Annotated in this window: 9 protein-coding genes; 3 read left to right on the top strand and 6 right to left on the bottom strand. The window is 28.2% G+C overall.

What is annotated here, in order from left to right:
- Nucleotides 1-41 precede the first annotated feature (41 nt).
- Nucleotides 42-2,447, top strand: coding sequence for a carboxypeptidase-like regulatory domain-containing protein (locus IPH62_04860; GenBank protein ID MBK7104594.1), 2,406 nt, complete (start codon nt 42-44; stop codon nt 2,445-2,447).
- Here IPH62_04860 and IPH62_04855 read toward each other — a convergent pair whose 3' ends face one another.
- The 6 genes from IPH62_04855 to IPH62_04830 form a co-directional block, all read right to left on the bottom strand.
- The gene (locus IPH62_04855; protein ID MBK7104593.1) at nt 2,448-3,125 is read right to left on the bottom strand and encodes a HAMP domain-containing histidine kinase; all 678 of its coding nucleotides are present in this window, start codon (nt 3,123-3,125) and stop codon (nt 2,448-2,450) included.
- A complete protein-coding gene (locus IPH62_04850; protein ID MBK7104592.1) occupies nt 3,122-4,744 on the bottom strand; it encodes a cation:proton antiporter in 1,623 nt (540 codons plus the stop codon). Before IPH62_04850 ends, IPH62_04855 begins: the two co-directional genes overlap by 4 nt.
- Nucleotides 4,745-4,800: 56 nt before the next feature.
- Nucleotides 4,801-5,631 carry a universal stress protein gene (locus IPH62_04845; protein MBK7104591.1) on the bottom strand — a complete coding sequence of 277 codons (831 nt, stop codon included), beginning with the start codon at nt 5,629-5,631 and terminating at the stop codon, nt 4,801-4,803.
- A 61-nt stretch (nt 5,632-5,692) separates the two neighbouring features.
- Complete coding sequence (locus tag IPH62_04840) at nt 5,693-6,508, bottom strand: sulfite exporter TauE/SafE family protein (protein ID MBK7104590.1); 816 nt, start codon at nt 6,506-6,508, stop codon at nt 5,693-5,695.
- 286 nt (nt 6,509-6,794) lie between these two features.
- Nucleotides 6,795-9,650, bottom strand: coding sequence for a PAS domain S-box protein (locus IPH62_04835; protein ID MBK7104589.1), 2,856 nt, complete (start codon nt 9,648-9,650; stop codon nt 6,795-6,797).
- A gap of 122 nt (nt 9,651-9,772) precedes the next feature.
- Nucleotides 9,773-10,489: a hypothetical protein gene (locus IPH62_04830; protein ID MBK7104588.1), complete on the bottom strand. Its 717-nt coding sequence runs from the start codon at nt 10,487-10,489 to the stop codon at nt 9,773-9,775.
- A 343-nt stretch (nt 10,490-10,832) separates the two neighbouring features.
- Between IPH62_04830 and IPH62_04825 the strand changes: the two genes are divergently transcribed.
- Both IPH62_04825 and IPH62_04820 read left to right on the top strand, forming a co-directional pair.
- Nucleotides 10,833-11,690 carry a polyphosphate kinase 2 family protein gene (locus tag IPH62_04825; protein ID MBK7104587.1) on the top strand — a complete coding sequence of 286 codons (858 nt, stop codon included), beginning with the start codon at nt 10,833-10,835 and terminating at the stop codon, nt 11,688-11,690.
- A 104-nt stretch (nt 11,691-11,794) separates the two neighbouring features.
- Nucleotides 11,795-15,433 carry a T9SS type A sorting domain-containing protein gene (locus IPH62_04820; protein MBK7104586.1) on the top strand — a complete coding sequence of 1,213 codons (3,639 nt, stop codon included), beginning with the start codon at nt 11,795-11,797 and terminating at the stop codon, nt 15,431-15,433.
- Nucleotides 15,434-15,436 lie beyond the last annotated feature (3 nt).

The following is a 15,436-nucleotide window of genomic DNA, read 5'->3' as shown; positions in this document are numbered from 1 at the left end:
TTTCTTATCTTAAAGAAACAAAAATATTATTTATCAATTTTATGAAGACAAAAATCACATTCTGCATTTTATTTTTTCAATTATTTTTTTCACTAAAAATTTCCGCACAAAAACATTCAATTACCGGATTTGTATTTGATAATCAAACCAAACTTGGTTTGGGTTATGCAAATATTAAAGTTGATCAAACCGGATTTGGAACTTCCACAAATATTTCGGGAGAATTTAGATTAAATTTAATTGAAGGAAATTACAATTTAATAACTTCTTATCTTGGCTACAAATCAGATACAATTCGCATAAATTTAACTTCGAATAAAATTGTAAATTTTTATCTTGATCCAATTCAAATAAAATTAGCAGAAGTTACGGTTAAGCCGGATAGAAATCCCGCATACGATATTATTGAAAAAGCAATTGCCGCAAAGGAAAAGATTAAAAATAAAATTTCTGATTATAAATATTCCGCATACACAAAAGGATTAATTAAAACCACGCAAGATTTTAATACCGGAAGTTATTCTTTATCTTCCAAAGATACCGGCGATGTTAAAATTACCGGAATTTTAGAAAATGAAAGTCGCGGATTTTTCAAAACTCCCGATAACAGAAAATATTATATTGTTGCAAGAAAGCAAACCGCAAATACTCCACCTTTTGTTAATACTTTAACCGGCGGAAATGTTTTGCAAAGTTTTTATGAAGACAAACTTACTTTTCTTGGAAAAATGATTCCATGCCCAATTTCTAAACAAGCACTAACTTATTATTATTTTTATATCGAAAAAGAAACTGCAATAGACAATAAAAAAGTTTATCAAATTTATTTTAATACTGATAATACTGCCGATCCCGGTTTTTACGGAAATTTATTTATTGAAGACAGTACATTTTATTTGTTGAAAGTTGATGTTAACTTAAACAGAATGGCAAATCCCGGCGGACTTTTCGATCAAGTAAAAATATTTCAGCAATTTTCACAATTTGAAAACGGAATTATTCTTCCAGTTGATTACAGAATTTTTGCAAACGGAAATTATTTGGGTTTAGCAAAATTTGGTTTTGAGCTTAACACAATTATGAATGATTATGAAATCAACACAAATATTGAAGATGATTTTTTTGATAATACATTAATTTCCGTTTTGCCGGAAGCAGATAAAAAAAATGAAGATTATTGGAATTCAATTCAATCAATTCCAAATACTGTTGAAGAAAATATTGCATATTCAAGAATTGATAGTCTCAAAAAAGTCAATGCAGAATTGGGCGAAGAAATAAATTTACTTTCGCAAACAATAAAATTAAATGATAATTTTTCTATCAGCGGACCAATTGATATATACAGTTTTAATAAAGTTGAAGGTCACGCATTAAATTTTGATTTATACTTTTCCGATGCGGAAGAACAAAGATTAAACGGAATTGCAGAAATTAGTTACGGATTTTCCGATAAAAAATTTAAGAAAAAATTTTCTGCAAATTATAGATTCGGAGATTTGCGCACAACAACGCTTAAGCTAAATGCTTACGATAAAATTACTGATTTATTTGGCGTATCAGATAATTACAACAAATTTACATCAACATTTTTAAGCTTAATTACCAAGTATGATTTTAGAGATTATTATTATACAAAAGGATTTGAAGCAGAAATAAATTCAGAAGTTTTTTCAATTTTAAATTTGGGAATTGGATTTTTAAATAGAACTGATAAATCGGCAAAAAATAATTCCAATTTTTCATTTTTCTTTCCGAGTAAAAAATATTCATTAAATAAATCAATATTCAATACAAAGACCAATGCTGTTACTGCAAACTTCACTTTGGATTTTAGAAAATTTATTGAAGACGGATTTTTTAGAAGAAGAATTCCCAGAAGAAATAATATAATATTTGAAGGTTCGGCATTAATTAGCGATGAGAAAATATTAAAAAGTGAAAATGATTTTTCGATTTTTGAATTAAATACTTACGGCACATTTTCTACCGCAGATAATTGGATGATGGAATTTTATGCAAATAAAATATTTTCAAATGGCGCAGTTCCGTTTCAAATGCTGCATGCGCTTCCGGGAAATATTAGTTCAGCGGGAAAAAATAATTCGTTTAGAACTTTGCGGATTGGAGAAGTTTTTGGCGATGACGTTACGGAAGTTTTCTTAAAACATAATTTTGGCGATGAGTTATTTACACTTGCGCAAATTTCTTTTATAAAAGATCTGCAATTACAATTTACGGTTCATTTAAATATGGCTGTATCAAAAATTACATCGCAAAGTGCAAATATTTTAATGCACAATTCGGCAATATTCAAAAAACCTTTTTACGAATTGGGATTTAGTTTGGGACATTTGTTAATTCCAATGAATTTTGAATTTACATGGAAATTAAATTACCGCGGAAAAAATAATTTTGTATTTGGAATTAATACAATTGTGCTTTAACTATCGATTCGGCAAGCTCAAAACTATTTTTAATGTATTATCAATATCTTGAAAAAATTCAAAATGTCCGCCGGATAATTCCGTAAACTTTATAGCAAATACAATTGGATAAGAAACATTTCCGGTTAATTTTTCTAATTTTATATTTGTTAAATATGATAAATCTTCTTCCGCACAATTTGTAATAAATTCCACAACGGAAAAATTTTCTATTTCGGATTTTACAGTTTGAATAACAATTGTACTATTAAATTTTGTAATTCTTTTTAGAAATAAAAATATATTATTGAAAATAGAATTTGCAATTTCATAATCCATATATAAATATTGATGATCGTCAATTTTAATATTTACATCAATTTTATTTTCTGCTAATATTTTTTTATAATAATTTTTTGTTTGAAAAACCATATCAAGTAAATTTAAACTTTCTTTCGTCAAACCATAATTGTAATTATCAAGCTTTAACCAATTAATAAAATTTAAAAGCAGCTCGTAAGATTCGCGTGTTTGATTTCCAATTCTGGAAACAAATTCATTCACTTCTTCATAAGTAAGTTTTTCATTTGGATCATTTAAAATATCGCTGAATCCCAAAGTACTTGTAAAAGATCCACGTAAATCGTGACTTAATTTTGAAAAAAACTGATCTCGTTCTGTAAGATTTTCTTGGTTCATTTTTTTAATTCGGCAATTAATGTTTTTGCAGTTTCAATTGTTAATAATTTTTCAACTTCGGTTTTATTATCGAATTTATTTACAATTTCTGAAAGCAATTTAAGCTGTAATTCGTTATTATTTTTTGGAGTAAGAAGTAAAATTATTATTCTGCTTAAAGTTCCGTCGCTTGCTTCAAAATCAATTCCGGTTTTGTTAATTGCAATTGCAAGCAACGGTTCCTTAATATGAATTTTTGCATGCGGTAAAGCTAAATAATTTGTAATTCCCGTTGGTAAAATTTTCTCGCGCAAAATTACTTCGTTAAAAATTTCTTCGCTTGTTAATTTTGATTTTTCAGAAATCGAATCAACTAACTTTTTGATAATTTTTAGTTTATCATTTTCATCGGTATATAAAATATTTTTTTCCGAAAACAGATTTGCAAATTTTGATTTGTCTTTTTTATTTAAGAAATAACTCATAATTGGCGCGCTTGCCATTGAAGTAAAAAGTGACATGATTACCAATCCGACAAATACTTCTTCGTTAATAAGTCCGAATTGAAGTGCAATTAATCCGATAATAATTCCCATTGCACCACTCGAACTCATTCCGGCGCCAATTGCAAAGGAATCATTTTTATTCATTCCGCCTAATCTTGCACCAATGCTGCAGCCGGTTACTTTGCCAATTAATGCAAGAGAAAGAATTACAATTACAATTCCCAAATTAAAATCAGCAATAAAATTTGCTTTCATACCAATTGAAACAAAAAACAGTGGAGCAAATATATTTGTAATAAATTGATGAATTATTTGTCTGGTATCTTCTTTTAAATGTTTGGAATCACCAATTGCAATTCCCATAATAAATGCGCCAAGAATTGCATGAACTCCTAAAAATTCCGTAAATGCTGCGGCAAGAAATCCTAAAATTAAAATTAAGTTAAGTAATGTTCCCGGGAATGAAAGATTTTCCTTAAACCAAAATATTACTTTATCAATTACAATTCTTCCAACAAAAAGCAGAATAAAAATAAATGATATTGTATAAATTATTGTTTCTGAAAATGAAAAGCCGTGAGTGTTTGCGCCTATCATTCCGAGTATTATTGAGAAAATAAACCAGCCGATTAAATCATTTAACATTGCCGAAGCTATAATTATAAATCCAATTTGTGTTTTAAATATTTTTAAATCCATTAATATTTTTGCAATAACCGGCAAAGATGAAATTGCAATTGCAGTTCCAATAAATAATGCAAAAACTAATCTGTCCTTATCATTCAATAACCCAACCAAATTTGGGAATAAATATGAAATTCCAAAACCTAAAACAAAAGGTACAATAATTCCAATTGTGCTAATAGAAATTGCAGCTTTACGGTAGCGCATAACAATTGATAAATCAACTTCTAATCCGGAAACTAAAAGAAGTAATACAACAGCAATATTTGTAATTCCTTCAATCGCAATATTGATTTCACTGTTTTGGGGAAATAGAAATTCCGATACTTCCGGTAAAAGCATTCCTAAAATAGTTGGACCTAAAACAATTCCCGCAAGAATTTCGCCAATTATTGATGGCTGTTTAAGTTTTGAAAAAATTTCGCCAAACAATTTTGCAAAAAAAAGCATAACACTTATGCTTATTAAAAATGTTGTAATTTGTTCGGCTGATAGGCTCAAGATTTTTACCTAACTATTAATAAGTTGGATGGAAGTTTTTCAAATGCAAATTCAGAGTCATGCGGAAAAAGTTTGTCTAAAAATTTTAATTTTCTCGGCGGACTGCAAACAACAAAAATATCTGCATTGTTTTGATGTGCGTAGTTTCCGGCTTCCCAGCCTTCTTTACCATAAAGACAAACAATTTTTGGCTGAATTTCTTTTAAGTTCAATTCCTTAATAAACAATTTCATTTTTTCTTCTTCTTCAATTATCCACTGTCTTTTTGCAATAATAATTTCATCGGAAGTTCCTCCGTCAATAATTGAAGCACTAATTCCCGGAGCATGGAAATCATGAATAATCACAAATTCTTCGGCATTTTCTTTTAACGCAAATTTATATGCGGTTAAAATTGTTTTTTCTCCGCGTGTTGAATAATCTGCGGAAACATAAAATCTTTTAAAACCTTTGGGAGTTTCTGTCGGTGATTTTAAAATTAATGTTGAAGAAGTAAACTCGCGCATAATTGTTCTGGCAACCGAACCGAAATAAAATTTAAATAAACTTTCTTTTTCCAATGCGCCGGAAATTAATAAATCAACTTTCGATTTTTTACTGTTTCTTAAAATTGCCGAAGCCGGATCACCTTTATCCCAAATAACTTCGTAACTATTTTTTGCAATTCCGGAATTTTCAATTGCGGTAAATAATCTTTCTTCCGCTTCTTTATTTTTTTCACCAATGTGAATAAGAACCAATTGCGCATTAAATAAATTTTGTAATCTTAAAGTTTCCTTTAATAATGCTTTTCCCGTTGGGGAAAAAGTAATTGCTAAACCAATTTTTGAAATCATTTTCTCAATTATTTTTTTGTTAGAATATTGCTATAATTTATATAAAGAGCAAATGTAAAATCTAAAAGAATTTTTTAATTATAATTGAACCGGATGCAAGAAGAAGTCCAATTCCAATCATCAATTTTAAAACCTTTTCAGAAATATTTGTGGTGATTACATTTCCTAAAAATGCGCCGATCGAAAATCCCACAATTACCGGAATTGCTTTTGAAAATTCAATATGTCCTAAAAAATAATGACTAAAACTTCCGCTGATGCTTGTAAATAAAATCATAAATAAAGCCGTTGCGGAAGCAGTAAATGCGGGCATACGAAAGATTTCTGTCATAATTGGAACTTTTAAAAATCCTCCGCCAATTCCTAAAAATCCGGCAATCATTCCGGATAAAGAACCAAAAATTCCGCTGATAAGAAAATTAATTTTGTAAACAGAAGTTTTGGTTTTTCTTATTACACTTGGTCCAAAACTATTCATTTTATAAACGAATGAATTTTTATCATATTTTTTGCGCAAAGTTTTTGATTGTTTAATCATTCTGTAACCAATCAAAAGAACAACTACGGAAAATAAAATTTCCACAAATTCAACAGATAAAATCTTTGTTAAATATGCGCCGAGAATTGTTCCAAAAATTGTTGGAATTTCTAAAATGATTGCGGCTTTGTAATCAATATTATTTTTATTTAAGTTGAATAAAGTTGAAATTATTGCAGATGGAATTAACGAAACCACAACTGAACCGATTGCAATTTTTATTGGAAAACCAAAAACAATTACAAGAATTGGAATCATAAAAACACCGCCGCCGAAACCAACTATTGAACCAAATCCGCTTACAAAAATTGCCGAAAGTAAAATTAGAATGAATGTCATAATAGATATTGTTTTGTTGATATCAAAAATACAGAAATAAATAAAATTTTTAGATGCTAAAAAGTTTTTAGTGTGACATATAATAATTTGAAATTATTGCAATATACGGAATGTCATTCCCGTGTAAACGGGAATCTATTGAATTCTTAATGGACTCCCACTCCTGCCTGCCGCAGGCAAGTTCGTGGGAATGACGAGAACAATTTCACAAGTCTCAATTATTTTTTAGTTTATTTAAAATTTGATAAAAATTTAAAATGATTGAGTTGTGCAGAATTTTTAAATTTTAATTAAAACAAACTTTAAAAATTGTTCCAATATTTTTTTTACTCGTTACGGAAATTTCTGCATTATTTAATTCGCAGTAATTTTTAACGAGAGCCAAACCCAATCCGTTGCCTTCAAATTTTCTTGTGTAGCCTTGCTCTTCTTGTGAAAATGGTTTAAATAATTTTGGAAGATATTTTGCAGAAATACCAATTCCGGTATCTTCAACATTTACAATTAAATTTCCTTTTTTGTTTTTATTTATTTCAACTTTTACTTTTCCTTTATTCGTGTACTTAATTGCATTATCCAAAAGATTAGCAAAAATTTGCATAACCGTGTATGGATCCAGTTCCAAAATATTATTTTCAGATTTTTTTATTAACTGAAAATTTATTCCTTTTGAAATTGCGACACCTTGAAATTCCGTTACGAGCGGAATTAATATTTCTTCATAAATATCAACTTTTCTCGGAATGTATTCATAAGTGTTGGTTTGAATTTCCGACATGTTTAAAATTAAATCAATTGTGCGCGTAATTCTGTTTCCTGCAGATTCTATAATTTCAAAACTTGATTGAAGTTCGGAATTTATATTTCCATCAATTTCTTCTTTTAGCAAAGTTGTAAAACTTAAAATTGAATTTATAGGAGATCTAATTTCATGAGAAATTTGCGCCAAAAATTGCGATTTTAATTTTTCACTTTCTTCCGCATTAATTTTTGCTTTTAATAATTCTTCTTCAAATATTTTTCTTTTTATTGCAACGCCAAATAAATTTCCCGCAGTTTTAATCGCTTCCTTTTCTTGATGCGACCAAATTCTTTCACAATTAAAATCTTCAAATCCCATAAAACCCCATAAAGAATCGGATTCGTAAACGGGAACAACAATTATTGTTTTTTCAACTTTTATGCTTAAGTAGTTTTTTTCGTTATTGGAAATATCGTTTGTGTTAATTACAAAAATTTCATTTTTCAATAAAGCATCGTAAAGGTTTTTCAGATTAAACTTTTTGTATGAAAAATTTTGGAATGAAGGATTATTAATTTCGGGTTTAATATTTTTATCAACCCATTCATATTTTAATCCAAAAATTACATCGCCGTTTTTTGATAATGAATTTTTATAAACGTAACTTCGGTTAACTTTTAAACTTTCGCTTAATCTTTTAAGAACTTCACTAATATTCGCTTGCCAATCAAGTGTTTTTAAAAAAGTTTCCGTAGAAAAACTTAACGCAGATAAAATTTCATCTTTTATTTTAAGTTCATTTATAAAATTTATTCTTGCCGTTATATCTTCTGCAATTCCCAATAAATTTGTTTTACCGCTTGAATTATCTTTTAATAAATTTACAGTTAACGATGCCCAAATTTCCTTTCCATCTTTTCTTAAATATTTTTTTTCAATCTTAATTTGTTTTTGCGTTCCTTTAAATAATTCCATTACTAATTTTTTACTTGAATCAATAAAATCCGGATGAGTAATATCAAGGAATGTTTTTTGCAATAATTCTTCTTTTGTATATCCAAAAATTTCACAGAATTTTGGATTAACATCAATAAATTTTTTATTCGGATTAATTATACAAATTCCAAATCCGCTTGATAGAAAAACTGATCTAAACTTTTCTTCACTTTCAATTAACACATTTTCAATTTTTCTCTGATTTGAAATATCTTCAATAGTTCCTTCGTAATATAAAATGTTTCCATCAATTTCATTTTTAATAACTCTTGAACTTTCTCTAATATATACAATTGAACCATTTTTTCTTTTTAAGTTTTCTAAATAACCGTGAATTGTATATTCGGATTCTAAAATTTTTCTAAATTCACTTCGGTTTTTGGGATTAACATAAAGCTGTTTATTTATATCAATTTTTTGTAAATCTTCAAGCGAATCGTAACCCAATAAACTTATAAATTTTGGATTTGCAAAAACTATTTTTCCAGCCGGAGTTGATCTGTAAATTCCGATTGTAGAATTTTCGAACAAACTTTTAAATCGTACTTCATTTTCCAAAGAAACATTTTGCGCATTAATTTTTGTTTCTTCAACTGCAAAAGTTGCGCTAAGAATATCTAAAATTTTAAAATCAATTTTATCCGGCACAAAATTATTTTGGAAAAAAGCACAAATCATTCCCAAATATTTATTTTCTGTTTTTACAACTTTTCCAAAATATGTTCTAAGTTTATTTGATTTTATAAAATTGTTTAGCTTGCCAAAATTTAATGTTGATAAATCTTTTATATAAATATTGTTTTTACTTGATTTGTAAATTTTTTGGCTGCAAATACTTTTTATAATTTCCGATGAACAAATTTCTTCGTCTATATTTTTAAACTTTGAAAAATTATAAATTACTTCGCCGTTGCTTTTTGTAAATAATAAAAATTTTGTATTTAAAATTCTGCCGATTGTATTTAAGGTATTTTTAATATTTTGTTTTGAATCCAAACTGAAATTTTGTGAGCAATTATGCAATTCTTCAATCAAACTATTATATTTTTTTTCTTTTGTGATATCAGAAAACGAAAGCAGAATTTTGATTTCATCTATTAAATTGATTTTTGTTCCGGTTGCTTTAATCCAAATTTTTGAATTATCTTTTTTTGTATTTATTATTTCAAAACTTATTTGAAGATTTTTACTATTTAAAAATTTCTTAAATAATTCCTTTAAATATATTTGTTCGGTTTTTTCAACAAGAAAAAAATACGTTTTGCCAATAATTTCGCTCTTTTTATATCCCAGCAAACTAACGGCATTTTTATTAATATCACTAATTATTAAAGAAGAATTGAGATAAATGGAATAAATTTTAAGGTTTTCTAAATCTTGTTGGTAAGATTTTTTTCTTTGCATTTACTTTTTTAATTAATTGGTACAATATTACTTAAAACAAATCCAAATAATAAAATTATTAATTAAGTAATAGCGAAAATTATGAAAAGTAAACTAAATTTCAAGGAATTAGTTAAAATGAATTACATTGCCAAAGTTTTAACAAGTTTTCTTTTTGCAACCGGCAATATTGTTTCAGCAAAAGGAAAATCAATTGAAGATTCAAAATAAAATGTTGCCGGATTTTGTAATTCCGGGAATTTTTCAATCAAATTGTGTTTTATATCTAACGGAGAATTTGCTTCCGGGGCTTTCAAACTGATTAAATCAACCAACTTACTTTTTAAGGTTCTTAATGGATTTTCCGCAGTAGAAAATAAAGTCATTTCAAATTTGTAGATTTTCAGCAAATCATGCTTTAAATCTTGAATCATAAAATAGCCTTCGTCTTTATTTTTTGGCATTACACCAATTTCCTTAAGTGTAATATTTTCGTCTACAAAGTCGAAAATTGCTTTTCCTTCGGAAATAGAAGTTTTAATTTCCGGAAGAGCCCATCTTATAAAATCTGCAACAACATCCAAATCAGCATCATTAAATTTACTTGGTTGTTCTGAATCAAAATTATCGGAAAATTCGGAAAAATTGAGATTTAAAATAAATTCCGTATCAAAAAGAGACATTTGTTCAATTAAAAGTTCAAGTTCATTTTTGATGGAAATAAGTTCTGCAAGAGCGGGGTAAAGTTTATTTTTGTGTAAAGAATCGGAATAATTTCTTAAAACAGCCAAAACCCTATATTTGCTAAGTTCTAAATCATCAGCGGCTTTAATAAATGTACTTAAATTTAGGGTTTCCATTAAGACTCCGAGGAATAAATTTTCATTAATTATACAAAAATCGAACCAACTTGTTATTTGTATTATTATCGATATTTTAATCCGATTATTTAGATATAATATTTTTAAATGTGATTTGGATACTTATTGAAGTTTGATTTAAAGTCGCGATTTTGAATTGAAATCGAACATTTTATTTAATTTAAGTTTATTTCTATTTATTCTGGAAAAACAAATTTGATTTCTGGTAAAATGAATATTATTGCGCAATAGTTAATTTTTATATATTTACAAAAAATTAGTAATTAGATTTCAAAAAGTTTAATTTTAATCAGTAATTATTACATGTAAAATGAGGGAAAAAATGAAAATCAGTGATTTTAAAGTAAAGGAAGCAAAGAAATTAAAATTAAAAGATTTTAGTCCAAACTTTACGGGAGAATTAAAATCAAAAAAAGAAACTGAGAAAAAGTTAAAAAAGAACATTGAAATAATTGCGGAACTTCAAGATAAATTTTATGCACATAATGAGTACAGTTTATTGTTAATTTTTCAGGCAATGGATGCCGCCGGAAAAGACAGCGCAATTAAACATGTAATGAGCGGATTAAATCCGCAAGGAACACAAGTTTTTAGTTTTAAACAGCCTTCGACTGAAGAAATTGATCATGATTATTTATGGCGAACAACAAAATCCTTGCCCGAAAGAGGCAGAATAGGAATTTTTAATCGTTCATATTACGAAGAAGTTTTGGTTGTAAAAGTTCACGATTTGGTAAAAACACAAAAAATTCCTCAAGAATTTTTAACAAAAAATATTTGGAAAGACAGATATGAACAAATAAGAAATTTTGAAAAGCATCTTTCCCAAAACGGAACTGTAGTTTTAAAATTTTTCTTAAATGTTTCCAAAGATGAACAGAAAAAAAGATTTTTAGAAAGATTAGAAAAACCCTCAAAGAATTGGAAATTTTCTTCTGCAGATTTGAAAGAACGAGAACTTTGGGATGAATATCAAAAATGTTATGAAGATGCAATTTCCGAAACCAACACAAAATATGCACCGTGGCATATAATTCCCGCCGATAATAAATGGTTTACACGTTTTGCAATTTCCGAAATTATAATTGATAAGTTGAAAAAACTTAAAATTGAATATCCGAAATTGGATGAAGAACAATTAAGCAATTTGGAATTGTATAAAGCAGAACTTAATAAATAGAATTATTTCATCTTAAAAATTTGATACTGAAAAAATCAATTGATTTTTAATGAGATAATTATAACTTATTCAAAGTAAAAATTTTTAAATACATTGAGGTTTAAATGAAAAAACTTCTTCTGTTTTTAATCCTTGTGATTATTTCTAATAACTTTTTAGCACAAAAAAAATTGCCGATCAACAAAACAGAAAATGTTAACAAAAAATCTGCAATTAGCCACTTTTCAAAATTCAATGTTAATAATGTTTCTTCATTTTTTTACAATGACGGAAATACGGATATCGATCCGACTGGGAACAATGGATTTGAATATCCTAAGGGAACTGATAAAAGAGCTGTATTCGAATCTGGTATAGTTTGGGGAGCAAAAATTGATGAAGAAATTCGTGTTGGTGGTTCAACATATTCTCAAGGATTAGTTGGCGGAAAAGTTTTTGATGATGGAACTATTCAAGATCCAAATGATGAAAGCGTTAGAGTTTACCGAGTGAGAAAATATTATAAAACTATTTCCCTATCTTCCGAATTTGAGGATGAACAAAAACCTATTGATGAAATTCGTGCCCAATATGAAAAAGATTGGAATGAATGGCCGGCAGAATTTGGAGCTCCGTTTGAAGATAAAAATAATAACGGAATTTACGAACCGGAAATTGATATTCCCGGAGTTCCCGGAGCTGACCAAACTCTTTGGTATGTTGCAAATGATTTTGATCCTTTTATTTCGCAAAGTTTATATGGCTCCGATCCAATGAAAATTGAAATGCAAGTTACAATTTGGGGATTTAATGCACCCGGTGTTTTTAAGGATGTAATTTTTAAGAAATATAAATTGATAAATAAAAGTGATAAAGAATTTAAAGAAATGTACATCTCACAATGGGCTGATATAGATTTAGGAGATGCCGGTGATGATTTTGTTGGATTTGATACATTACTTAATTTAATGTATTCTTATAACGGGGATGAAGATGATGCAGTTTATGGTGCAATTTCTCCGGCTGTTGGATTTCAATTTTTACAAGGACCAATTGTTGAAGAAACCGGAAGTGTTGCTTTTTTTGATGGACAATTAAAACCAGGTTTTAAAAATCAGAATATTAGTACTTCATTTTATTTTATCGGTGGAAGCCAAACTTATCACGATCCAAATTTGGGAGATTATCAAAATGGTTCTTTTCAAATGTATAATATAATGAAAGCCTTGATACCAGTGACGGGAGAACCTATAGTTGATCCAACAACAAAGAAAATTACGAAATTTACTTTAGCCGGTAATCCAATCATTGGTGAAGGTTGGATTGATGGGATTTTTCAAGCACCAGGTGATCGAAGATCAATATTTACATGCGGATCATTTAATTTAGCTGCCGGAGAAACCCAAGAAGTTGTAATTGCAGAATTTGCAAATACCGGAACTGATAGGCTTAATTCAATTACAGCACTAAAAGAATATGCGCAACATTTACAGGAAAACTATCCAAATTATAATGTAAATACAATGCAGGCAGAATTTGAACAATACGTTCCGGATATTGAATTTATAAATTCTGATAACGAAGAACAGTTTAAGTTGAATATTATCTCAAACGAAACAATTGAAAATTATTCAAACTACGGATATAAATTTCAAGGATTTAGAATATTTGAACTAAATTATGAACAAGGCGCAGAATTTTTTAATAAACTGGTTTACACCTTTGATATAAATGATAACATAACACTAATAAATAATGAAGCAAATGATTCAATAATAATTAGAGGTACAAATTCGGGAATTCCAGATAATTTTTATATTGATAAAGATTATTATTACGATATGAATTTGCTTATTGGGAAAAATTATTATTACGGAATTTCATCATATTTTTACAATGAAACTGACAATAAAGTAATTGAGACTTCTTATAAAGTTGCGAGCAAAATATTTAAACCGGATGAATATGGTTTTAAATATTTAGATGTTCTTCATGGAAAACAAACAATTGGCAACTCAAATGTAAGTGCGGAAATTGAAATTATTGATCCGACAAAAATTACCGGAAATATTTATGAAATTAAATTTGGAACTCAAGATTATTACATGGATGAAAGCGGAGAATGGAAAAAAGTCGATTCATTAAATAAAACACTTGGCAAACCAAATGATTTAACCGGTTCTACAATAATTCCACAGCCTTCTGTTTATGCGGAAAGCGGAAAACTAAACTTATATTTTATTTTAAATTTAGTTGCTGTTGATTATGATTATTCAGATGGAGTAAGTATTACATTTCCCTCAAATGTTAAAATTAATTCTGCATCAAATGTTAAAGCAAATAATTCCTCTTGGGAAGTTATTCCGATAATAAATAATAATAGAGTGATTTGGGGTTCTAAAGACACATCAACTAATGGAATTTTTGCTGGAGATGAAATATTTTCTGTTAATATAGATTTTATTGATCCCACATTTTCTATAGATTATGAAATTTATGATGATGGCTGGTCAAAATACTATGCTGAGTCTGGTGATCCAACATATTTCAATCTGGGAAATGGAATCATTCATGCTTCCGGAACCGCAACTTTAACCGGAGAAATTTTAAATCAAACAAAGACAGAAAAATATTGGTATTTATCAAATCAAACCCAAAATAAAATTGTTTTAGATTATGAAACTATTCTAAATGGAAAAGATATTAATTCCGGAGAAGATGCGCCATATGGATATGAACCAATTGTTGATGGGTTTAGCATAAAAGTTAATGGAAGTTTTGATTCCCCAATTGAATTTTCAAATCTAGAGTTAAACTCACCTTCAGGATTAAGTTATTTATCAACACAACCCGTTACAAATACAAATTATATTTCAATTGTAAATTATACAGTTTTTGGTGGTGTTGTTTCCAGTAGGGCAATTGATAACTTTAATGTTGGTACAAATGATATAAGTCAATTAATTCAAGATTATGAATTAAGATTTACCGGAGTTTGGGATAGTATTGAAGTAAACGGACAAAAAATAATTTTTGTAAAAGAAGGCGGACAAATTGCGACTTGTTTCACAATGATTAATGCAACTTCATTGGCAACAAATCCTTTAAATCCAAATCCGGGAGTTGCTGAACCGTTTTTAATTAGAATTCCTTTCGAAGTTTGGAATGTTGAAGATCCAAATAATCCATTTCAAGTTAATCTGACTTATCGTGATAGAGTGCGATATGGATCTCAAAATCCGTTTTATTCATGGAATTTATCAAACAGAATGTATGGAATAATTGTCAATTCTCCGTATAATCCAAATCAAGTTATTCAAGTAAATAATGGTCCCGATCAGTACAATGAATTAGCAACTTGGGTTTTGGTATTTTATGGTACAAATTATCATTTGGGTGATGTTGTAACAATTGAATACGATAATCCAATTCAATTAACTGATGTTTATACATTTAACACAGATTTTCTATCAGATATTTCAGATGATGAAAAAATTCCAAATAAATTTGAATTAAGTCAGAATTATCCTAATCCATTTAATCCAACTACAAATATAAATTTTTCAATACCTAAAGAAGGTAAAGTAAAAATTTCAATTTATAATATTCTCGGACAAAAAATTAGTGATTTGGTAAATCAAAACATGAAAGTCGGAAAATATGAAACAACATTTAACGGATCAAATTTAGCAAGCGGAGTTTACATTTATAGAATTGAAGCGACAAATTTTGTGCAATCTAAAAAGATGATGTTGCTAAAATAAAAA

It is taken from the genome of Ignavibacteriota bacterium, assembly GCA_016708125.1.
Classification (GTDB): domain Bacteria; phylum Bacteroidota; class Ignavibacteria; order Ignavibacteriales; family Melioribacteraceae.
Note: the sequence above shows the minus strand (reverse complement) of the source record. Positions and strands in the feature narration are given on the sequence as shown.

Bases quoted from the DNA above. Each gene is read 5' to 3' on its own strand.
- IPH62_04825 (MBK7104587.1), top strand. From the start codon at position 10,833: ATGAAAATCAGTGATTTTAAAGTAAAGGAAGCAAAGAAATTAAAATTA.
- IPH62_04835 (MBK7104589.1), bottom strand. From the start codon at position 9,650: ATGCAAAGAAAAAAATCTTACCAACAAGATTTAGAAAACCTTAAAATT.
- IPH62_04840 (MBK7104590.1), bottom strand. From the start codon at position 6,508: ATGACATTCATTCTAATTTTACTTTCGGCAATTTTTGTAAGCGGATTT.
- IPH62_04820 (MBK7104586.1), top strand. From the start codon at position 11,795: ATGAAAAAACTTCTTCTGTTTTTAATCCTTGTGATTATTTCTAATAAC.
- IPH62_04850 (MBK7104592.1), bottom strand. From the start codon at position 4,744: ATGCTTTTTTTTGCAAAATTGTTTGGCGAAATTTTTTCAAAACTTAAA.
- IPH62_04855 (MBK7104593.1), bottom strand. From the start codon at position 3,125: ATGAACCAAGAAAATCTTACAGAACGAGATCAGTTTTTTTCAAAATTA.
- IPH62_04830 (MBK7104588.1), bottom strand. From the start codon at position 10,489: ATGGAAACCCTAAATTTAAGTACATTTATTAAAGCCGCTGATGATTTA.
- IPH62_04860 (MBK7104594.1), top strand. From the start codon at position 42: ATGAAGACAAAAATCACATTCTGCATTTTATTTTTTCAATTATTTTTT.
- IPH62_04845 (MBK7104591.1), bottom strand. From the start codon at position 5,631: ATGATTTCAAAAATTGGTTTAGCAATTACTTTTTCCCCAACGGGAAAA.